This is a genomic window from Spongiimicrobium salis (genome assembly GCF_043678055.1).
GTDB lineage: Bacteria > Bacteroidota > Bacteroidia > Flavobacteriales > Flavobacteriaceae > Spongiimicrobium > Spongiimicrobium salis.
Window position 1 is genome coordinate 347,254 of the sequence record NZ_JBHEQA010000003.1, and the last position, 21,441, is coordinate 368,694.

A 21,441-nucleotide genomic window follows, 5' to 3' on the forward strand; every position below is an offset into this window, starting at 1 on the left:
AGCCCTATTTATGGCCCTCGTAAAGTATTTGTTGTAGGTCTCAAACATGATGTAGGAGCTTTGTAATACCAAAAAAATAGCATCAAACCATCGCTTCCCATAGCTTTGGTTTAACCAAAAGATAATAATCAAAACTAACTCAATATGAATATGAAAATCAAGTATTATTGTTTTCTGTTGACATTGCTGATAAGTGCAACTTCCTTTGCACAAAAATTGGAAGTCAAGGGAAATGTGTCTGGAGCAGATGGCGTTCCTTTAATAGGAGCTTCGGTTGTTGAAAAAGGCACTTCAAATGGAACACAAACAGATTTTGACGGGAATTTTACCTTGTCGGTGAATCCAAATGCTGTTCTGATCGTATCCTATGTTGGATATACCGCTCAAGAAATCAGTGCAAATCCAAATATCGAGCTAAAAATAGTTCTGGAAGAAAATACCAATCAGCTTGATGAAGTTGTGGTTGTGGCCCAGGGTATTACAAAATCCAGAAAAGCCTTAGGATATGCCATTTCCAAAGTGGATACGGAAGAGACAGAAGGAAGGCCCGAAGCAGATATTTCCAGGGTACTGCAAGGAAAAATATCCGGGGTACAGATTACTGCTCCCAATGGAAGTAGTGGTTCTGCCACGAGTATTGTAGTCCGTGGTAATCTGTCCTTGAATCAGAGCAATCAGGCCTTGATTGTTGTGGACAATATTATCTTTGAAGGGAACCTGTTGGACATAGACCCCAACAATATTCAGGATATCACAGTTTTAAAAGGATTGAATGCTGCCGTGTTGTATGGGGACGAAGGGCGAAATGGTGTGATCTTGATCCAGACAAAAAGTGGCAATGCAAAACTCGGACAAAAAAGTTTTACGGCCACGGTTTCCCAAGTCTCCTATACCAATCAAGCGGCCAATTTACCTGAGTTCCAAAACACCTTTGGCGTTGGAAATAACCTGGTAACCGATGCGGCTAGTTTTGGAAATGTGGGAAGTAATGGTGCCCGCTTTTCCGATTTGGATGTTATTCCCCATCCTTTGTCCAATGATTCCAGATTTCCGGAATTTGCCAACGCCGTTGTTCCTTTTGTGCCTGCCCGCGACAATGTAAACGATTTTTTTAAGACGGGTTTTGGGACAACCACTTCGCTAAGCATTAGTGCAACGGGAGAAAAAACATCTTTGAATTTTGCTTTGGCCTATACCGGAGAAGACGGCATTATAGGGAGCAATGAATTTACACGTTTCAATATTAGTCTTGGAGGAACAAGTCAATTGACCGATAATTTAAAATTATCCTCTTCCATTAGGTTTAATACCAGAGACCGAACTTCTCAGGACGGTGGAGATCTTTTTGAAAATCTTTACATTATCCCCAGAAGTTTGGATTTACAGAATCTACCTTTTCAAGATCCCTTGACCGGAGAAAACGTATACTACAGGCAAGAACGGGAAAATCCCCTATGGACATTGGCCAATACGGGTAGGGAACGCAGAGTAGATCGTTTTAATGCCACCCTAGACCTTAACTACAAGATCAATGACCATCACAACATTATTTATCGAGGAGGTTTACAGACCGAACAAGCCAATGTGTTCGATTTTAGAAATAGAGGAGGTATATTAACTGATATTTTTGGTGCATTGACCATTGAGGCAGATACAGATTTTCGCGTGGACAACACCTTGATCTTTGGATCCAATTACGCTATTTCCGAAAAAATTGGATTCAATTCCCAACTCGGAATTACCTCCAGATTTGAACGAGGCACTGCCCAGGAATCGGATTATACCGATCAAATTGTCTTTGGCTTTTTTAGGCCTAGTAACTTTAGAACTACAGCTGTGGGTGATTTTGATACCTTTCGCGAAAACAGAGTCGGTTTCTTTGGGCAGGCAGATTTTAACTACGACACCTATTTATTTCTAGGATTATCCAGTAGATTGGACATTAGTTCCAATTTAGAAAGCGCCAATCAAACACAATTTTATCCCGGAGTTTCCTTATCCTTTATCCCGACATCTGCTTTCGAGAATTTTGGCGGAAATATTGTGAATTACTTAAAAATCAGAGGAGCATTTGCCACATCGGCAGGCTTTCCCGGGAGATTTCAAACCCGAAATGCTTTGGCTTCCGATCCTAGGGAATTTATAGATGAGGAAGGAAATCCGGTAGTGACCAATTCCCTATTTGGCCGTTTGGCCAATCCAAACTTGGGACCAGAGTTGCACCGGGAGTTTGAAGTAGGTATCGAAGGTAATTTCTTTGATAATGCCCTTACATTGGAGACTTCCTTATTTACACGTATCTCCAGAGATCAAATCTTTGAGACAGAATTGGCCAGAAGTACTGGTTTTGACAATACCTTGATCAATGCCGGGCGTGTAGACACGGAAGGTATAGAAATCGATTTAGGAGTAAAACTATTCAGAAAAGGTCCTTTTAATTGGGATATCAGAAATACGTTCACTTCATTTAATTCCGAGGTGGTGGAATTGGCCAATGGTATCCAACAAGTGGATAATGCCGGGGACAATAACGATTTAATTGTAGGGGAAGAATTAGGCTCTTTCTTCGGAGATTATATCCTTAGGGACACCGAAGGCAATATTTTGGTAGATCCCAATTCCGGAGAATTGATTGAAAGCGACAATGTTGGATTGCCCAATAGGGTTATTGGAAATAGAACCCCGGACTGGCGAGCGACCTCCATTCACAGTTTTAGTTATAAAAACTTTAGATTGTCCGCTCAATTGGAATATACCCATGGTGGAGATCTTAATTCCTTGATATCCGAGCAACTTATAGAAAGAGGGGTCACCCGGGACACTGAAAATAGAGAAGGGCTTTTTGTTATCCCAGGGGTACTTGGGGATTTGGCAACAGGAGAGCCTATTCTAGATGCCAATGGGAACACCATTCCAAATACGATCCAAATTACAGGGAACAATGCGTATTTCAGCAATTTCTTTGATACGGACGACATCAATACCTTCGATGCCTCCGTCTTTAGAATTCGGGAAGTTGCATTATCCTATACCTTGGATAGGTCAGTATTTGAAAAACTTCCCTTTAATTCTATCGTATTCACACTTACGGGAAGAAATATTTTCTTTTACACGCCTAATCTACCAAAGTATATCAATGAAGACCCAGAGAACACAGGCTTTAATGTGCCCACCACAAAACGATATGCTTTTGGAGTTTCCTTTAATTTTTAATCCTCTAAACAAAGAAAAATGAACTATATAAAACTAATTTTAGGCTTGTGTCTCTTCTTCTCAATTTCTTCTTGCGAAATCACGGAGTTTGGAGAAGATCTGCAAACCAACCCCAACTTGTTATCCCCGGAGAATGCGGATCCCAATTTTTTATTGAACAATGTACAGCTTGAAACGGCGGATATTTTAATGGATCTAAACCAGACAACAGACGAGGTTATGCGCTATACCAATTTAAACGAGAGTTATTTGGATGTGGCGGAACCAGACGCTTTAGACGGGGAATGGCAGAACTATGCGTCAGTTCTCGAAGATGCCAATATTATAGAACAACAGACCGCTACCGATGAGAATCTCCGATTTCATAGAGGGATATCCCGAATTTTAACGGCATATCTTACTACAACTATGGTAGATTATTTAGGGGATATCCCATTTTCCGAAGCCAACAGGGCGGGAGAAGGTATTATTAACCCCGCAGCCGATGATGACGCCACGATTTATGAAAACCTATTGGTTCAAATTAATGAAGCTATTGAAGATTTAAATGCCGGAACACCTGCTCCCACAACCGATTTATATTATGGCGGAAATAGAGCGCAATGGATCCGATTGGCCAATTCCCTTCAGCTGAAAATGTTGGTCAATATTGGCGATGCTTCCAGAATTAATGCCGTATTGGCCAATGGCAACTTTATTGAAGCTGAGGACGATTTTGAGTTTACCTATGGGACTTCGCTCACAGAACCGGATACCCGACATCCCGATTTTGTTGTAGGTTATGTCCCAGGGGGCTTTAGTTCATTTTTGGGCAATTCTTTTATGGACCTCTTATTGAATGACAAAACCATTCCCGATCCGCGCATCAGATACTATATTTATCGCCAAAGTACCCTTGATCCCCCAAACGATATTTTGGCTTGTGTAGACGTGCCCAATTTTAATTTTTGCTTTTTAGGAAATGCCTACTACGGACGGGATCACGGAGATTCCAGGCCTACGGGGGTAGATCGAAATTTTAGAGCTACTTATGGACTCTATCCAGTGGGCGGCGCATTTGATGCGGACAATCCAGCAACTCAATCCAATAATGTGCTTCTAGGAGAAGATGCCCCAAATCAAGGGGGCGCAGGAATACTGCCTATACTATTGTCCTCTTTTGTGGACTTTTTACGTGCAGAAGCAGCCATATCCAGGGGAACTTCCGATGACGCAGCAGCCTTATTGGAATCGGGTATACGCAAATCCATGAACAAAGTATTGAATTTTAGAAGTGCGGCTTCTGATTCCCCATTTGCTGCTACTGCAGCTGATGTCGATGCCTATGTGGCCGAAGTCATGGCAGATTTTGCCGCAGCCGATATGAATGGGCGATTGGATATTGTGTTGACCGAGTACTATCTAGCCTCTTTTGGAAACTCAACCGAAGCCTATAATGGATATAGGCGTACTGGTTTCCCTTCGGCTTTTACTGCGCCGATCAATAACGCCAATGTCCCTTTCCCAAGGGTCTTCTCCTTACCAAATGATGAAGTGACCAATAACTCATCGGTTAACCAAAGGCCGATTACCACCCAAGTATTTTGGGATACCAATCCACAAGGTTTTATCAACTAATACCATCAATAGACGTAATTATGAAAAAAATATATTTCTTATTCGTAGTACTCCTTGGGTTCTCCTGCAATGAACCAGGGGATGTCTTGGACGACAATTTTCAAAGAGGGGCATTGATCGTATTCGATACAAGGCCTGAAACCACCAGAATCAATGCGCTGGATATTGAAAATTATACTTTTTCTGCCGTAGTTTCCGATCCAGGCAACAATGTGACCGCTTATGAATTGCGATTGATTTATGAAGATATTGTCGTGAACAACTTTATCAGTTTAAGCTCCTTTCCGGCGACATTGGAATTTACCGGGCAGGATATTCTATCTGCTTTGAACCTTACTGCAGAGGAAATAGATCCCTCAAGGGCAGTTCAATTAATAGCAACCTTGACCATTCCCAGTGGCACATTTGATGGGGCCGTAACCGACTTTAATACAGATGAGAACATACAGGAAGGCGGCGATTCTTCAGGAGTATTGTTTATTGATGATAACCTTGCCTTCAATCAAGCCATCAACTTTAGGTTATCTTTCTTTATTCCACCACCACGAAGGCTCCGAGGCACTTCTTTTGAAGAACCCTTTGGAACAGGTTTTGGATCCGATTATACCCGCCCCGATACGGAAGAAGATGTTACCGCTGAGTTGATGAACAACCCGGGAGAACGTAGCGTAATGTATAGTGCAGTGGGTTCTGGACCAGACGATGAAATCGGATTCCGAACATTTTTTGAAAGCACCGGTGACGGTGGTTTTACCAGTGAGGAAATTGGGGTCACTACGGCTACAGGCGAAGTAGGAGCCTTCATCGATGGGGAACAGGGCTATCAATTGGAAGATATTGATGGTCTATTGCGGTTGACTTTTGACGAAGTTCTTGTTGATCCGGCAACCAATCCTTCTTCTGGAATACGGATACAGTTTTTCCCAAGGGCCACCAGCTGGGAAGCCGATGACACTTTAACCATTTTTGCCAATATAACCCGTGCCGATGGAAGCACGGATACTCTTGAACTAACTAACATCAGCGGAGCTCAAATAGATGAGCTCGAAGGAAGATGGAATGTGGCAGATACCGGTTTTATGCCGGATGTGGTGTCCTATGTTCTGATTATTGAGGCGGTTGTTGATAGCGGTAATGAGGATATTTATTTTGATGAGATGTTGGTTTTTATACCAGATGCATAAGGCTTGGTTTTTCAACTCTTTCTACTAAACTTAAAAAGAACATAATGAAAAAAACATACAACATACTACGTACTAGGATAGGGGCACTTTCTCTCCTATTCGCTATTATAGTGGCCCTATTTTTAGGGTGCAATAATGACGATGATTTTACGGTAGACAATAGAATAGCGCCTTTTGCGGAACCTGTTATCAATGGTATCACTCCCAATTTATCCGATGTAGGGAATGACGTGGTCATCGATGGAAGAAACTTCAGTAGGCTTCCCTCCAATAATCGAGTTCGGTTCAATGATGTCTTGGCCAGTGTCAGTGCAGCCACAGATAGCACCTTGACCGTTGAAGTCCCGGAAGGGGCCACGACAGGGCCCATATCCATTTCCTTAGCGCAATTTACAGTCACCGGCCCAGTATTCATGGTAGTTCCAGAACCCGATATCACAGGCGTGAGCACCTTTATTGGCGATGTGGGTGACGAAGTTATTATCGAAGGTGAAAATTTTAGCGATGTCCCTGCGGAAAACATGGTTTTATTCGGTACCCTACCGGCTACGGTAACGGCAGCCACTACCGATGCCTTAACGGTCATCGTTCCCGATGAAGCCCTAACAGGGCGAATCTCGGTCACTGTTTTCGGACAATCGGACACTTTTAATAGTGGTGATTTTATTGTAGCGCCAAGAATCAGTAGTATTGACCCCTTAAGCGCGGAGCAAGAAGCAGAAATTACCATTAGTGGTGCCAATTTTAGCACGGTTACCTCAGAAAATATCGTAACCATTAGCGGTGTGGATGCACCTCTGGTTTCTTCAACCTTGAGTACCATAACCGCCCTAGTTCCATTGGATGCCCTGGATCCCGGACTTATCACCGTGACCGTAGAAGGGCAAACAGCGACCAGTACACAAATTTTTACCCCTATCGTTGTTGGAACTAGTATAGAAGTACCTATCAACGCGGTGGAAGACGATGTGGAAGAAGCTGCTGATGGCAGGATGAGTTTGGATAGTAGTGATCTGGAATTGGGAGAGTTCGATACTTCAGGTACTCCTGACTTGGGATTGCAAAACATTGGTTTACGATTCAATGGTGTGGCTATTCCTTCCGGAGTTACAATACTCTCCGCAAGTGTCCAATTTGTGGCCGATCAAACCGAGGGTGCAGACCCTACCGAAATGACCATTTATGGTGAGAATGTAGGTAATGCCGCCATGTACACCGAAACTATAGGAGATTTATCTGCCAGACCGTTGACCAGTGCCAGTGCTATTTGGAATATACCCGAATGGACGGGTACAGAAATTGGGGCTAACCAAAGGACAGTGGATATTTCAAGTATTATCCAAGAAATCATTGATCGAGGAGACTGGGCTTCAGGAAACAGTATCAATATTATGTTGTTTCCTTCTGGCGTATCCGCTGGTGCAACCGAAAACAACGTTGGACGGGAAGCAGAAACCTATGATGTAGATAATCCAGAAGAAGGAGCCCGATTGATCATTAGGTTCCAATAAGCAATACCAACCCTCCTCCTTTGTACGCATTTTCACGAAGGAGGTGTTTGGAAACCCTTAAGAATACAATAATAGAACGTAAATCATAATTCATGAAATTATCTAAATTAATTATAGTTGCCCTGGTCATTCTGCTCTACGGATGTAGCAATGACGATGATGCCGTAACACTAACCCCATTGAGCGGAAATGTATTTTTTGAGGAAAGCGAGGTTGTGGTTGATAGAAATTCAAGTACCCCTTTTGAAGTCACTATAAATTTCAGTGGCCCCAAACGCGATCAGGATATAAGCGTAGGATACCGTATTACTTTACCGGCATTCAATCCTGCCGTTGCTGGTGAAGATTTTCAACCACAACAGAATTCAGAATTCGTTATTTCTAGAAGTAATGCCTCGGTTACCGTACCCTTGGTAGAAAGCATATTGGACAATCCAGATGTTACGGAAGAACGTTTTTTCACCATTGAATTGGATGAAATTAGCGGCCTTACTTTAGGCAATCCCAATACGGGTGAAAACAGCTCGCTTACGGTCATTATTCGTCCAGATGTACCCCCTACAGATCCCAATGATCCAGACGATTTTGTCGGGGATAAGAAATTCTCCGTTTCCCAAGATGACGACACCTTTGTGATTCCTTATTTTTCAAATGTTGACGATATCACCCTTACTGAAAATCCAAATATCACCAGAGTCGTTATCGCGGTACACGGTACCAGTGGAACCGCAAGTAGACAGTTGCGAAACATGATGGAAGCTGCCACTATTGAAGGTTTTCCACTAGAAAATCTCCTTATTGTGGCCCCGCAATTTTTAGAAGAAGATGATGTGGGCCCTTTTCGTTTAAGCGCTGAGCATTTACTTTGGGATGGCAATGAATGGCATGATGGGGCTTTATCCGTGGGATCCGAGGAGATAGCTTCCTTCTCGGTCATGGATTCCTTGATTACCCGCTTACTGGATTATCCCAATTTACAAGATATCGTCTTGACCGGGCATTCCGGCGGAGGACAATTTACGAATCGATATTCCATGTCCTCTCCAATTGCAGATGATGTAGAAGCCCGAGGCGTCAATATTCGATTTATTCCAAATAACCCTGCTTCCTATACGTATCTGGATAACAGACGTCTTGTGCCAGGAACCGAAAATACCTTTGAAGTGCCTGCAAATCTACGAGGGTGCGGGGAATTCAATGATTATAGATATGGTCTGGAAGGTTTGTTTGGGTATTTGGATGACATTGGAGCAGAGACCATCAGGGAACGTCTACACCTTCGTAGAGTCATCTATCTTGTTGGGGGCAACGATAACAATCCCAGCTTCCCCAATTTTGATCGAAGGTGCCAGGCATTGTTGTTAGGGCGCCACCGTCTGGAAAGAGGTATCAATTATTTTAATTATCTACAGTTTTATTACAACGACGTTTTTAATATCGATATCACTGAAACCCAGAATATGGAAATCGTGCCCCGAGTAGGGCACAGCAGTTCTGGCATGTACACTTCGGAAGTAGGACGCCGTTATATTTTCAGGGATTAATCCTTTAAAACGTAACATGAGCTATATATAATACCGCTTAGTGTTCCGAATTTAAATTTGAGTTAGTTTCAATTAGTTTAGTTGGTAGCGTTAACATCCATTTCTGTTAACGCTACTTATTACATCTAGAAGATCCATTCGTGCTTTTAATGGCTCTTAAGTATGCTTTAGGACTTCTGGTTTTTATACCCATGGAATAATTTTCCTTCTATGGTCAAAAAAATAAGGAACTTCTATTAAAATATCCTATACTTGTACGACGAAACGATACCTATATTACCCCAATAATTGTAGTGGACTATGGAAAGTATTAGTGTCTTCGATATGCTGAAGATTGGAGTGGGGCCTTCTAGCTCCCATACCTTAGGACCTTGGCGTGCAGCAGAACGCTGGATTGCCGAATTAAAAGAGGAAGACGTTTTTACTGCTATAGATCGGGTAAAAATAGATCTCTACGGCTCCTTATCGTTAACGGGAAAAGGGCATGCTACAGATTTTGCTGTGATTTTAGGGCTTTCAGGAGCCGATCCGGAAACCATTCCAGTACCTTCCATTCACGCTACTATCGCTGCGGTAAAGACCAAAAAAACACTGCAATTGAATAATGAAAAGGAACTCACATTTGATTTTGATCGTGACATTACTTTTAATAAAAAATTTCTTCCTTTTCATTCCAATGCCTTGACGTTTACCGCTATAACTCCCAGCAAAACCATTAGCTCCACCTTTTACTCTATTGGAGGCGGTTTTGTGGTTAAAGAAGAGCGTAAAAATGCCAAAAAGAATATTGCCACTTTCAACACCCTGCCCTATCCCATAGAAAAGGCTGCCGATCTTGTGGACTATTGCAAAAGCACCCAAAAATCCATTGCCGCATTGGTCTTGGAAAATGAAAAGGCTTTCCGAACGGAAGAGGACATAAATTACGAATTACAGCGTGTATGGAGTACGATGTTGGAATGTATGTACACCGGATGTCATACTCAAGGAACACTTCCCGGGGGACTCAATGTACGCCGTAGAGCCTATGACATGTACCAAACTTTAAAAGGGGATTTTCCTTATGACGGACCTGAATCCTGGCTACAGACGATTCGAAAAACAGAAGTAAAATTTAGGGGGATTCTCAAATGGGTAAGTTGTTTTGCCTTGAGTATCAATGAAGTCAATGCCTCCTTGGGCAGAGTAGTCACAGCACCCACCAATGGAAGTGCAGGGGTTATTCCTGCGGTATTGATGTATTATTTGGTTATTGAAGATCATGAGGCGGGATTTGAAGAAATCAAACATTTTTTGTTGGTTGCTGGAGAAATCGGGAGCATTTTCAAAAAGGGAGCTACCATTTCCGCAGCCATGGGAGGATGCCAAGCCGAAATAGGAGTTTCCTCGGCCATGGCAGCAGCGGCTTTATGCAGTTTAATGGGAGGAAATACCGAGCAAATCATGATTGCTGCCGAAATTGCCATGGAACATCATTTGGGACTAACTTGTGACCCCATAGGGGGATTGGTCCAAATTCCGTGTATAGAGCGAAATTCTATGGGCGCCATTAAAGCGATCAATGCTGCTGAATTGGCCTTGGGCACCGATCCGGAAAATGTAAAAGTTCCCTTGGATAAGGTCATAGATACCATGTGGAAGACAGCAAAGGATATGCATGCCAATTACAAAGAAACTTCTGAAGGAGGTTTGGCGGTAACCGTAGGTTCTTCCGATTGTTGATCCATTCTTGTTTGTAAACCCTCCTTCGTATTGCTCCTTGTAACAGATGAGCCGATCAATCGTCTTTTGTGCAAAACGCTGACATAGACCATCTTTTTCTAAATATTATTGTTCTCTTTGGAGCTATACAAGGGTTTACCCTCTGTCTGTACTTATATACCAGACGGTTGGAGAATAAAAGGGCTTTTAGATATTACCTCATATTTTTATTTTCGCTTTCCTTTTATAATCTCACCTATGCCCTACTTTACATGGATATCAGAACAATTGGCTTTATACCCCTGAGTTCGTTTCCTTTCCCCTATAAATACCTCATTGGAGTGGGCTTTTACTTCTACGTTAAAAGCCATATTGGAAAGTTGCGTTTTTCACCCAAAGAATATGTGTTGTTCCTTCCCGCAATTGTATATGGCTTGTTGCGATCCTATTGGTACATTAACTTGCATAGTGGTACCGACCCTGACATTTTTTGGAGGGTCTATTCCAGTGGTTTTTTTCTGTACAATGAGTTTGTTTACCTCTTATTCAATCTTGCATTGGTTCTCAAGGCCATCTTCTTTATTGCTGGAAAGAGCAAGCAGATTGAAGGCCCAAGAACACATCGAAATTATTGGAAATGGCTCACTACCTTTTCTTGGGTCTTTGTTGGGGTCATTGGCCTGAATATCCTTCACCAAATTCTGGCACATATACTACACTTGGAACACAGTGGATTATTCTATTATGTGATTTTGATCCTAAATTCCATCTTCATATATTGGATCGGATTTATAGGTTTTCATAAATCCAATCTTCTCTTTAAGACATTCCATCTCAAAAAAGAAAATCCAGAAAACACAACATCAAATGCATTGAAAGATCAATTGGAATATCTTTTTGAGGTAGATGAAATCTTTACGCGTCAAAATTTAAAGGTATCCGATGTGGCTGCCCATTTAAATATTAGTGCAAAAAAGCTTTCCTTTTATCTATTGGAAAATTATGACATGACTTTTTCGGACTTCATCAATACCTATAGAATTGAAAAGGTGAAAATGCTTCTACAGACCACGGAACAGGAAAAATATACGCTTCTGGCCATTGCCGAAAAGTCCGGTTTTAGTTCAAAGTCATCTTTCAATGCGGTGTTTAAAAAGATCACCGGGCTTACTCCCACGCAGTATAAAGCGTCCAGGCTGTAAAAATACCTCGGTTAATGTAATCAATGTCTACCCAAGACCCCACAACAGCTTCCAAACTTCCTTTTAAATGGTTGTGGGCACCAACTTCTAAAAGTACAATTCTTAGCGCGTTTTTGGTAGGTCTTTAACTCCAGTTCCATCACATCTTTGCAGTGTATTAATTCACTAAAAAAGAAAAAGATGAATATTAAAAATCAAGTAACCCAATTAGATGCTATCGTAAGCCAAGGGGCTATAGTAGATGCCGTAAAGGAGTTCTTTGCAGAAGATGCCAATACGTCTGACTACGGCGGTGGCGGAACTGCGGGAAAAGCAGAAATGATCACTAAAATGGAAGGTTTTGCAGGAGCCATTGCCAAGGTCAATGGTATTACACATCACCATTCTATTGTAGAAGGGAATGTTTCCGCTTCCGAATTCACGTTCGATTTCGATATGACGGATGGCAGCAAAATTTATTGGCATGAAATTATCCGTAGAGTATGGAATGAGGAAGGAAAAATAATCCAGGAAACCTATTTTAATGCGGAGTAAATCAACCGCGCTACACTTAAACACCTATACAGCAAACATAGCATCTATTAAAACAACATCTTAAAATAAAATATCATGAAAAATTTAATTAAAACAACATTTTTAACCTTCGCTTTGGTCGTAAGTACAGCAACATTTGCACAAGATAAAAAAGCCAACAATATAGATAATAGCAATATTGCCCTTCAAGGCTATAGTCCGGTATCTTATTTGGATCTTCAGCTTGCCCAAAGAGGAAATAAGAATTTTAAATCCGAATACAAAAAAGTAACCTATTACTTTACCTCCAAAGAACAAAAGGCCAGTTTTGACAAAAATCCTTCCAAATATTTGCCACAGTACGGTGGGTATTGTGCCTTTGGAACTTATGCCGGGGCAAAATTCAGAGTTGACCCCAATAAATTTATCGTAAAAGATGGTAAATACTACCTGTTTTTGAATAATGTGGAATTGGATGCACAGCAACTATGGATGGCCGAAAACAATCACAACAAACTAAAAAGTACTGCCGATAAAAATTGGGCCAAGCTCAGCAAGACCCATAATTAATATTTCCTGATGATGGCAGTATATTGGAATCCGATCACTTTTGTGGTCGGATTTTCCCGTTTTATGGGTTCTTGGAAAAATGTTTCAGGTGGAAATAGCGATAACATAGCTTCCCAACGGCCAAATATGAAAAAATAACGAACAGTGCGCCCAGGTAAATCCCCTGATCAAACAACCCTTCCCAACCATAGGTATACAGGAATAAGCCGAGGGAAATACTTAAATTCAATAGGCCATACAGAATATTTTGTCTATTTCCAAAGCCCAGCCCACTGAACATTCTACCCTTCCAAATACCAAGGACAAAATGAGGAATGGTATTGATCAACGTAAGCCCTATTATAAAATCAATAAAAGAAAAATGCATATTATTATCGTTTGTCGTACAAATGTACGAATCTCTTTGAATTGTACAAGTGTACGAATCCTTGTATTTTTGAATCATGAAACAGAAAATTTTAGATCGCGCCCGTCAATTGTACAATACACATGGGCTTAGCACTGTAACGGCGAGAGTTATTTGCGCGGACTTAAACATTAGCCTCGGAAGCTTTTCGTATCATTTCCCGGATAAAAAAATCATCCTACAAAGTTTATATGAAGCAATGCTCGTGGAAATTCAAACGATCTACACTTCCATACAGGATGAAAGCCCCAGCATTATCACCTATTTGGATAGCCATAAAAACTTATTTCTTATTCAAGAAAAATATAAATTCTTCTATCTCAATCTGTTCGAAATACTCTCACAGTATCCGGAAATCAAAAAAGTTCACCTAAAAAAAAGATCGGAGGAAATGTATATGGCCCGTCAAGTTTTCAAGCATTATATGGATATGGGAATCTTAAAAAAAGATATCAGTGCAGAACAGATGGAACGGTTGATCAATGTGGGACAGCTATTGCACACCTTTTGGCCTATTGATTCGGAAATTGCCTCTGAAGTCCCTCAAAACCATCGTTTTATGCACTATATGAAAATTTGCTGCGGACTCTTGGAACCTTTTCTTGAATTGCCATCCAAGGAAGCCTATCATAATTATTTTAATCGCCTAATACAAAAACAACACTAATGGAAGCTTTGGAAGAATTCCGTAGTCTACTGAACAATATCGCAAAGTATGTTAGGCTAAAGCCTGAAGAAACAGAAAAACTGGTAAGCATTCTGCATACGAAGAAAATCAAAAGACGCCAATTCATTGATCAACCAGGTTATATCTGTCAATACAGAAATTATATCGTCCAAGGTACTTTTCGCTCCTATTTTATCGATAATGATGGGAAAGAACATACAGTTCAAATCGCCATTGAAGATTGGTTTGTGAGTGATTTTTACAGTTATATCACACAAACTCCTGCCACCTTATTTGTAGAAGCCCTGGAAGATTCTAAAATAGTTCAAATGCGTTATGAGGATATCGAAGGGCTTTGCAAAGAAGTACATCCTTTAAGTGAGTATTTTAGAATTTCTACAGAAAAAGCATTTGCCTTTTCACGCAAACGAACCTTGTCCAATTTGAGTATGACGGCCAAGGAACGTTATCTGGATTTATTAGATCGTTATCCCGATATTGTGAAGCGTGTTCCACAAAAGGTAATTGCTTCTTATTTGGGAATGACCCCCGAATTTATGTCTAAAATCAGAAATACCCATTCAAAAACTTAATGTAGTTTAAGCCTATTTCCTAATCTAGTTCATTTTTAATGAAGGTGTCTTGTCGCAATTTTACACCATCAATATAAATTCTATTTAAAAATAAAAAAATGAACAAAGCATTGAATTCTTATCAAAATGGTTTAAAGGGGTTACGTAAAAATTTGCAAGACATGTTGCCCCAAGATGCCTTGGAGGTTTTCGATAATGACGCAGAAAACCTTCAAGTAGAACACTCGGCTATTTTAAAACTGGCCATTGGCGACATAGCACCAGATTTTTCACTGCCCAATGCAGTCAATGAAGCTGTTAAACTCTCTGATCTCCTCACAAAAGGAAAGGTTGTTCTGAGTTTTTACAGAGGTACCTGGTGTCCTTATTGCAATTTACAACTTGCCCATTATCAAGGTGAACTGTCAAAAATTCATTCCTTGGGCGCAAATTTGGTAGCAATTTCCCCTCAAATCCCTGATGAATCTTTAAGTATCAAAGAAAAAAATGAACTTGATTTTGAAGTTTTAAGTGATCCCGGGAACCTTGTTGCCCGTGCATATGTAGCCGTATTTAAAAACGCTAATGATCCCGTGAACACTATGGAAAATCTAGGTTTTGACTTCGATAGTCACTATTCTGATACTTCAAGGGAATTGCCTGTACCCGCAGTTTTCATTATTGAAACAGATGGTACCGTTTCCTTTGCCAAATCTCTAGGGGGAGATTATCGAAACCGTGTTGACGCTGCTGAAATTATTCATGCTTTGGAGGGTGCTACGCTCAAAAAATGAGGTTTTAGCAAATTTATTATCCGGCATCGGAAATCCCATTGTTATTCAATTTTGATTGCCTATCTTTTCTTTTTCAAAGGCTATTCTTAAGGTTCGCCCGCTTAAATTAATGCCATGCTACCTGAGTCGTTGAAGGCAAAAAAAAATCGAACTATAAACGGATTTCCAATCACTTAACCCTACTATACTTTTGAAAACACCATTAGTGGATGCCGAATATCTTTTAAAAAAATTTCCTGGAAAAGGGGGTTGGACTTATGCTGAAATTCCCGAAATTCTTCAAAATAAGGACAACCCTTTTGGCTGGGTAAAAGTACAGGGGTCAATAGATACCTTTTCCTTTAAACAGTATAAATTAATGCCTATGGGAGAAGGAAAACTCTTTCTTCCCGTAAAGGCCGAAATCCGAAAAAAAATAAAAAAAGTGGCAGGGGATTATGTGCATATTCTACTGTACGCAGATGATTCGGAGCTTGTTATTCCTGAAGAAATCATAGCTTGCTTTAAACAAGAAAGTAAAGAATTGTATCAGACTTTTTTGAGCTTTACCGAAGGAGAGCAGAAAGCTTATTTGGATTGGATATATGCTGCTAAGACCGAAGATACCAAGGTAAAACGTATCCTGAAAATGATGGATCGCCTCCAAAGAAAATTAAAATTCTACGACAAGGAAGAGGAATGATCTTTTAAAAGTTTGGGCAACAACCATAACCCCCCAATGCTTACAAGAAAAATAACATAAAGAAATATAGGGGATATTGCGGATGGTTGGCCTTCGTTTTTAGATTCTGCCGCATAATATCCTTCCAATCGTTTGTTGGCCATACGCTTCTCATAAGCCAGGTTGGCCTTCCATGTACTACTATCCTGTACAAAATAGGAAAATACAACACTAGTGTCCTGCGCCATATGCAAATTATGCCAACCTGATTTTACAGGATAGGTTAGCCCTTTCCATACTTCGGGGAATTCAATAGCGTTCTTCAGGGCAATGGAATACCCTTCTTGTGTCACCAGTTCTGGCTGAGTCAACTCTGTTCTCAAGACCAAGTGATAGGGTTCATTTTTGGTAGCGATGGTACTACTCGCATCCAATAAGGAAGTTAGCTGCCTTCTTTTCCCCAAGCCTTCAACAATGGTTGACCATAATTGCCGGTATTGCTGTTGCCGCCCCTTTAGAACCAGTTCGTAGGTGTTTGCCAAAAGACTTGTCCCTACTCTGCCCGAACCCATTCGTTTATATCCTGATACGATTTGGCCGGCATCATCATATTGAAGTGCCTCCGCAGCAATTTTTGTATCGAATTGATAGGGGTATTTTTCGATTTTAAGTTTAGATTCTTGCGGAAAACCAACTGTTGTTTTTCGATCTGCAAGGAAGGTAAATTGTTCCAAATTCCCAGAAGATCTAAAGAAGGATGCATCTGACTGTATAAAAAGGCCCAAACCATCTTCCCGAATACCTTCTTCAAGTGCACTTCTTGCGGAACCATTTAAGTTTTTAAGGGATTTCGCATCAATAATAATAAGATCATATCCCTTAAGGTTCTCCTTGCTAAAATTGCCTAAGGACCTTTGTGTCGTATTAAAATATTCATATTTATAACGTCCCTTTGTGAGCCTGCTTCGTACCAGCACCTCATGTCCCATTTCCGCTAAGTAATTTTTAAGGTATTTACTTTCAAAGGTGGGAAAACCATTGACCAAGGCAATCTTTAATGGCCTTTCTTCTTTGACTATTATTGGAATCAAGTGTTTGGATATTTGATTTCCCATTTTATTTTTCTCCACCAACTCCAGCACATAGTTCCCAACGGCTTTCATAGGAGTTTTTAATTCAAAAGCTTGATATTCACTATGGTCCAAGGATACAGAATCTAAACCAATATCACCTGGAGCCTGCAGTACGAGACGATGTTCTTTTTGTGCCTCTTTGTACATCCCTTTAAATAATAATGTTTTGCCGACTGTCAATTCCTTGGGATAGGTATAACGAACAATACCCGGCGGTAGGGTATCTCCAAGATAGGATACTTTTTTGTCCTTTAGCTGCCATAGATCAAAAGATGCCACCCCCTCGCCCAAAACAAATACGGTATCCTTTGCAAAAATATCTTGAAAAATAGGGGTATTTGGCGTATAGGGTACCAAGGTCATTCTTGGGTGCACCTCCTTTAGGCTATCCAAACGATCTACATTGTAATTTTTAGTGCACACCACAATAGTATTGGATTTGGTTTCAATAGGAAGTGCAGGTTTAAGAGCAATCATCGCCAGTGAAAATAGGGCCATAATGATGAGGAATACGCTCGGCCAGAACCGTTTCGTCCTGTAATACATCCATTCTTTCCAAATGAAAATAACAGCCAAGACCAGTACGCCACCAAGTACGGGCGCCCCCCAATGCTCATTTAAAAAACTAAGATTTTCAATCATGGGCTTCCAACTCTTTTAGCACTAAGGCATTGATTTGAGTCTCATTTGATGTTCTCTTGGCAGGATTGGCCTGTACTTCCGGAAGTGCCTTAAGCAATCCAGATTGTACTTCTTTAAAAAAACTGACTTGCCCCCCTTTATTTTCTGTCAAAAGCTTCAATTGTTGTAGTGTTTTAAGATGTTTCCCAGGGTTTTCTATGGCTAAGATAGCCAGTTCGTTTCCTGCTTTTTCAAAAACTGTTCTATCATCTTCTGTCATCGGTATATTGCCTTGCCCGAGTACCGTAGCACGTTGTAATGCTTCCCGCATAGCAGGATATTGTTGTGCTATAGCGATATCTTCATCTTTGCGGAATCCAGAAACCTCATCAATTTTACCACTGAGCCGCTTATCTTCTTTGATCGGTGGGGGATCAAAACCAATACGGTGTACATATATCCGAGCACTATTCTTTATTTCTTGGATCAACTTTAAGGCCCGATATTGATACGGTAAGGATGTTTCCGGGTGATATAAACGGAGGTGTAGTTCCGAATCCCACATCTCGTTCAGCGCCTGACGCAGTTTACTTTTTAACGACTGTGTAAATAGGGTTGAAGATTCCGGATCTTCATGATTGTGTACATAGGCCGCCAAAGGGTCTTTGTTGTCTTTTTCTTTTTTCTGTTCTTCATCGGGAACAAGATTATGTTCATTTTCACTATCATGATCATGTGTATAGGCGGCCAAAGGATCCTCGTTTTCATGGTCTTCCTCCTCCCCTGTTTCGATTTCCTCATGTGTATGTTCCACTCCCGATTCCGTTTCCTCACCCATGAATTCGGCATATTTTAAACGAAGTGCTTTCTGATCAAAGCCCAATTCATTGCTTTTAAATTTAAATTCCTCTTTGGTCAATTGGGGGCGTTCTTTGAGCAACTTTTCGGTATCTATGATCAACTGGCGCTGACTCCTGAAATAATCGGGCAATTGATCGACTCCAAAAGTACCTTCTACTTCAAAATAATCGCTCACCGTATCCTGAATCACCGCGAAAAAGGTTTCGCTCCGCGACCTATTGGGTTTGGGAGTCCTTAGGTCAGTGGCTTCTATATAAAAATACAATTCGTCTCCCGGTTCCATCTTTAAGGCATCCAAATCCAGTGTTCGGTTTAAGACCACTTTCTTGGTTCCTGCAGAAAAAGACTCCATAAAATTGAGTTCTTCTTCTCGAAACTTTACCGCTTCTCCAGATCCTTTGCTTACCGTTGCAACAATCTTAGCGCTATTCACCCCATAATCGTCGCTAATAACTGTCTTTACGGCCAATCGTTTTTTGTCCTCAATGCTATAGGTGGTAAATTGTTCCAAGTCTGGAACGGCAATATGTGGCCTTGTATCACTAAGGGCTTCCAATGCATATAATTCTGAAGAATAGGAGCTGCCGTCTACACTTATAAATCGAAAATTATAAAAGGTAGGGCGCTCCAAGGGCAGGCTAATGGCATATCCTTTTTTGGTCCATTTTAAGGGATATTCCTTTCCCTCATATTTCATCAAAACACTTTCTACCGGATTATCAAAACCGATATGCCATGTCAATTGAGATCCTTCAACGGCACTGACATCCATTTTTTCACTTTGAAAGCTTGCCTTCTTTGTATAGGCCGGATAGGTAATCCTTAATTGCTGTTCTATAATTTTGGGAACTTGGGTTTCTTGGATTGCAGTACTGTCATTAGGACTAAAAACAATTGGGTTTTGGAGTGCATTGGGCAGCTTCTTAGGTCCTATTTGATCGAGGATATTGAAATGTAACAACAAAAACCCCAAAAGTAAGCTTCCACCTAGAACAAGACCAGCTCTTTTAAGGTGATGGGGCGGATTTACGGATTTTAATTGCCGCTGTAATTGCGCTGTAATTCTATATTGTTGTAATTGTGCCAAGGGGGCTAAATCCTTTTTAGGATGCAGCAAAAGACCGGAACTATATTGAGCGGACATTACTTTGCGATCTACAAATCCAATGACCCGCTTTACGGTAGTTTCCCATGGCCTTTTAAAAATCAATAGCCCGACCACGACGACCAAAAAAATTAGAACCGCGAACAATACCTGCTTAAAAACAATGTAATAGCACAAGGCCGGCCCCAAGCCGCAAAGCAGTACCTCTAGCCATTGCAATAATTGCCATCGTTTTCTAAACTCGTTTAATACTTTATATCCTGTGGTCATTATTGTCTTCTCCATTTTGCCGTGAAGCGTTCTACAATAAGTAATACAACCAATAATGGCCACAACCATTTGGAAAGATCAAACACTGCCATAGCTCCCTTTTGATCTTTAACAATCATAGTCTGTGGTAGGAATTCCTCTAGGGCCAATTGTCTTTGGTCTAGCTGTATTTGATTACCTACATCAGGAAGATCCAACAATGCCACTAATTGTTCTGCAAAGTGGGATTCAATAATATGTTCTGTATTTAATGGGGCTGTGAGATAAAAAATAGGTGCTGACGTACTTGGGGCAATCAAGTAATCGGCATACACATCTCGCTTGTAGCGTAGCATTTTACCAAAAAATCGCTGGGGTACGCTCTCGCTTAACCAGATGGTCAAATCAAAACCCGTGGTTTCCAGGTCTTCTTCCTCCTGCTTTTGAACAACTTCAATAGCATGTCCCAAATATTTGGATAAAGCACTAAAAGCCGCTACCATCTTATTTTTTTCATTGATCAAACTATCCACATAATACAGTTGTATCCTAAAAGTTTGCGGGGAAGTCATTGCAAAAACTTCTTCAGGTATATTGCGGTGAAAAATAAGACTATCCTTGTTTTCATTCCATCTTAAGTCTTGATTATTTCTGCTTAAGCGTCTTTTTTCAAAAATGGTAGATCGCCCTGAACTTTGCACCAGCTGTAATTCCAGAATCGTATCTTTATCCAAGACGCCTATGACATTGCTTTTGGGCGATGCCTCTAACGGCAATACTATCCAGTTAATGTTTTTAGGGACTTGTGGACGTTGTCCCTTTATACCCAATAATAGGGCCTTGGTAAATACCACGATACTATCTGTTCGTAGCGATCCCATTTGCTGCGCCAATTGCCAATAGGCAGGGGGCTCCTCTGACCGTCCTAGAGTATTGTACCCTTCAATTTCAGGGAAGCCCTCCTGAAGTAACCGCACTTCCAAATCTTGATTTATAGTATCCAAGATGTTTTTCATCTCGGGATTCCCCAACAAGCTCGGTTCAACAAGATAGGTCAAGGAAGTTTTTTCTAGATTTCTCCTTATCTGTGGAGCGGCCAGAATACAGACCAGTACCGTTAAAATCAACAATCGAAGCAATAGTAACAGTAATTCATTCCACTGAATGCGCTTACTCTGTTTTGCCTCTGATTCCTCAAGAAATTGAATGCTCCCTACCTGAATGGTATTTCCTTCTTTTTTGCTCCACAAATGTATCGCTATGGGAATCAAAAGTCCCAGTAAAGCCCATAGGTATGTAGGATTTGCAAAAAACATC

The 21,441-nt window shown here is 40.9% G+C and carries 17 protein-coding genes; 13 read left to right on the forward strand and 4 right to left on the reverse strand.

Annotated elements, in window-relative coordinates:
- The first annotated feature begins 144 nt into the window (after positions 1–144).
- From ACEXOE_RS16325 to ACEXOE_RS16365, 9 genes are all read left to right on the forward strand, one after another.
- Positions 145–3,213: a SusC/RagA family TonB-linked outer membrane protein gene (locus ACEXOE_RS16325; protein WP_394749909.1), complete on the forward strand. Its 3,069-nt coding sequence runs from the start codon at positions 145–147 to the stop codon at positions 3,211–3,213.
- Between the two features lie 18 nt (positions 3,214–3,231).
- Positions 3,232–4,830 carry a SusD/RagB family nutrient-binding outer membrane lipoprotein gene (locus ACEXOE_RS16330; RefSeq protein WP_394749910.1) on the forward strand — a complete coding sequence of 533 codons (1,599 nt, stop codon included), beginning with the start codon at positions 3,232–3,234 and terminating at the stop codon, positions 4,828–4,830.
- A 20-nt stretch (positions 4,831–4,850) separates the two neighbouring features.
- Positions 4,851–6,014, forward strand: a complete 1,164-nt coding sequence (locus tag ACEXOE_RS16335; protein WP_394749911.1) for a hypothetical protein — start codon at positions 4,851–4,853, stop codon at positions 6,012–6,014.
- Positions 6,015–6,058: 44 nt separating this feature from the next.
- Positions 6,059–7,525 (forward strand): IPT/TIG domain-containing protein, encoded by a 1,467-nt coding sequence (locus tag ACEXOE_RS16340; protein ID WP_394749912.1) that lies wholly within the window; start codon positions 6,059–6,061, stop codon positions 7,523–7,525.
- Positions 7,526–7,617: 92 nt separating this feature from the next.
- Positions 7,618–9,069, forward strand: a complete 1,452-nt coding sequence (locus tag ACEXOE_RS16345) for a hypothetical protein (RefSeq protein WP_394749913.1) — start codon at positions 7,618–7,620, stop codon at positions 9,067–9,069.
- 300 nt (positions 9,070–9,369) lie between these two features.
- Positions 9,370–10,791, forward strand: a complete 1,422-nt coding sequence (locus ACEXOE_RS16350; RefSeq protein ID WP_394749914.1) for an L-serine ammonia-lyase — start codon at positions 9,370–9,372, stop codon at positions 10,789–10,791.
- Between the two features lie 251 nt (positions 10,792–11,042).
- Positions 11,043–11,972, forward strand: coding sequence for a helix-turn-helix domain-containing protein (locus ACEXOE_RS16355; protein WP_394749915.1), 930 nt, complete (start codon positions 11,043–11,045; stop codon positions 11,970–11,972).
- A 180-nt stretch (positions 11,973–12,152) separates the two neighbouring features.
- Positions 12,153–12,506 carry a nuclear transport factor 2 family protein gene (locus ACEXOE_RS16360; RefSeq protein ID WP_394749916.1) on the forward strand — a complete coding sequence of 118 codons (354 nt, stop codon included), beginning with the start codon at positions 12,153–12,155 and terminating at the stop codon, positions 12,504–12,506.
- Positions 12,507–12,581: 75 nt separating this feature from the next.
- A complete protein-coding gene (locus ACEXOE_RS16365) occupies positions 12,582–13,055 on the forward strand; it encodes a YHS domain-containing (seleno)protein (protein WP_394749917.1) in 474 nt (157 codons plus the stop codon).
- 61 nt (positions 13,056–13,116) lie between these two features.
- Here the strand turns inward: ACEXOE_RS16365 and ACEXOE_RS16370 are convergent, their stop codons facing one another.
- A complete protein-coding gene (locus ACEXOE_RS16370) occupies positions 13,117–13,422 on the reverse strand; it encodes a hypothetical protein (RefSeq protein ID WP_394749918.1) in 306 nt (101 codons plus the stop codon).
- 76 nt (positions 13,423–13,498) lie between these two features.
- Here ACEXOE_RS16370 and ACEXOE_RS16375 point away from each other — a divergent pair, with 76 nt between their 5' ends.
- The 4 genes from ACEXOE_RS16375 (at position 13,499) to ACEXOE_RS16390 (ending at position 16,176) form a co-directional block, all read left to right on the forward strand.
- Positions 13,499–14,128 (forward strand): TetR/AcrR family transcriptional regulator, encoded by a 630-nt coding sequence (locus tag ACEXOE_RS16375; protein WP_394749919.1) that lies wholly within the window; start codon positions 13,499–13,501, stop codon positions 14,126–14,128.
- The gene (locus ACEXOE_RS16380) at positions 14,128–14,721 is read left to right on the forward strand and encodes a Crp/Fnr family transcriptional regulator (protein WP_394749920.1); all 594 of its coding nucleotides are present in this window, start codon (positions 14,128–14,130) and stop codon (positions 14,719–14,721) included. Before ACEXOE_RS16375 ends, ACEXOE_RS16380 begins: the two co-directional genes overlap by 1 nt.
- A gap of 98 nt (positions 14,722–14,819) precedes the next feature.
- Positions 14,820–15,494, forward strand: coding sequence for a peroxiredoxin-like family protein (locus ACEXOE_RS16385; protein WP_394749921.1), 675 nt, complete (start codon positions 14,820–14,822; stop codon positions 15,492–15,494).
- A gap of 190 nt (positions 15,495–15,684) precedes the next feature.
- Positions 15,685–16,176 carry a YdeI/OmpD-associated family protein gene (locus tag ACEXOE_RS16390; protein WP_394749922.1) on the forward strand — a complete coding sequence of 164 codons (492 nt, stop codon included), beginning with the start codon at positions 15,685–15,687 and terminating at the stop codon, positions 16,174–16,176.
- Here the strand turns inward: ACEXOE_RS16390 and ACEXOE_RS16395 are convergent.
- From ACEXOE_RS16395 to ACEXOE_RS16405, 3 genes are read right to left on the reverse strand one after another with little or no spacing between them, the layout of a single operon-like run.
- Positions 16,155–17,930, reverse strand: coding sequence for a hypothetical protein (locus ACEXOE_RS16395; RefSeq protein WP_394749923.1), 1,776 nt, complete (start codon positions 17,928–17,930; stop codon positions 16,155–16,157). The genes ACEXOE_RS16390 and ACEXOE_RS16395 overlap by 22 nt on opposite strands.
- The gene (locus tag ACEXOE_RS16400; RefSeq protein ID WP_394749924.1) at positions 17,923–20,160 is read right to left on the reverse strand and encodes a tryptophan-rich sensory protein; all 2,238 of its coding nucleotides are present in this window, start codon (positions 20,158–20,160) and stop codon (positions 17,923–17,925) included. The genes ACEXOE_RS16395 and ACEXOE_RS16400 overlap by 8 nt, the downstream gene beginning before the upstream one ends.
- Entirely contained in the window at positions 20,145–21,440 is a 1,296-nt protein-coding gene (locus tag ACEXOE_RS16405; RefSeq protein ID WP_394749925.1) for a BatA domain-containing protein, read from the reverse strand. Before ACEXOE_RS16405 ends, ACEXOE_RS16400 begins: the two co-directional genes overlap by 16 nt.
- Between the last annotated feature and the right edge of the window lies 1 nt (position 21,441).

Excerpts from the sequence above, each read along its gene's own strand:
- ACEXOE_RS16325 (WP_394749909.1), top strand. The coding sequence starts at position 145 with ATGAATATGAAAATCAAGTATTATTGTTTTCTGTTGACATTGCTGATA.
- ACEXOE_RS16330 (WP_394749910.1), top strand. The coding sequence starts at position 3,232 with ATGAACTATATAAAACTAATTTTAGGCTTGTGTCTCTTCTTCTCAATT.
- ACEXOE_RS16335 (WP_394749911.1), top strand. The coding sequence starts at position 4,851 with ATGAAAAAAATATATTTCTTATTCGTAGTACTCCTTGGGTTCTCCTGC.
- ACEXOE_RS16340 (WP_394749912.1), top strand. The coding sequence starts at position 6,059 with ATGAAAAAAACATACAACATACTACGTACTAGGATAGGGGCACTTTCT.
- ACEXOE_RS16345 (WP_394749913.1), top strand. The coding sequence starts at position 7,618 with ATGAAATTATCTAAATTAATTATAGTTGCCCTGGTCATTCTGCTCTAC.
- ACEXOE_RS16350 (WP_394749914.1), top strand. The coding sequence starts at position 9,370 with ATGGAAAGTATTAGTGTCTTCGATATGCTGAAGATTGGAGTGGGGCCT.
- ACEXOE_RS16355 (WP_394749915.1), top strand. The coding sequence starts at position 11,043 with ATGGATATCAGAACAATTGGCTTTATACCCCTGAGTTCGTTTCCTTTC.
- ACEXOE_RS16360 (WP_394749916.1), top strand. The coding sequence starts at position 12,153 with ATGAATATTAAAAATCAAGTAACCCAATTAGATGCTATCGTAAGCCAA.
- ACEXOE_RS16365 (WP_394749917.1), top strand. The coding sequence starts at position 12,582 with ATGAAAAATTTAATTAAAACAACATTTTTAACCTTCGCTTTGGTCGTA.
- ACEXOE_RS16370 (WP_394749918.1), bottom strand. The coding sequence starts at position 13,422 with ATGCATTTTTCTTTTATTGATTTTATAATAGGGCTTACGTTGATCAAT.
- ACEXOE_RS16375 (WP_394749919.1), top strand. The coding sequence starts at position 13,499 with ATGAAACAGAAAATTTTAGATCGCGCCCGTCAATTGTACAATACACAT.
- ACEXOE_RS16380 (WP_394749920.1), top strand. The coding sequence starts at position 14,128 with ATGGAAGCTTTGGAAGAATTCCGTAGTCTACTGAACAATATCGCAAAG.
- ACEXOE_RS16385 (WP_394749921.1), top strand. The coding sequence starts at position 14,820 with ATGAACAAAGCATTGAATTCTTATCAAAATGGTTTAAAGGGGTTACGT.
- ACEXOE_RS16395 (WP_394749923.1), bottom strand. The coding sequence starts at position 17,930 with ATGATTGAAAATCTTAGTTTTTTAAATGAGCATTGGGGGGCGCCCGTA.
- ACEXOE_RS16400 (WP_394749924.1), bottom strand. The coding sequence starts at position 20,160 with ATGGAGAAGACAATAATGACCACAGGATATAAAGTATTAAACGAGTTT.
- ACEXOE_RS16405 (WP_394749925.1), bottom strand. The coding sequence starts at position 21,440 with ATGTTTTTTGCAAATCCTACATACCTATGGGCTTTACTGGGACTTTTG.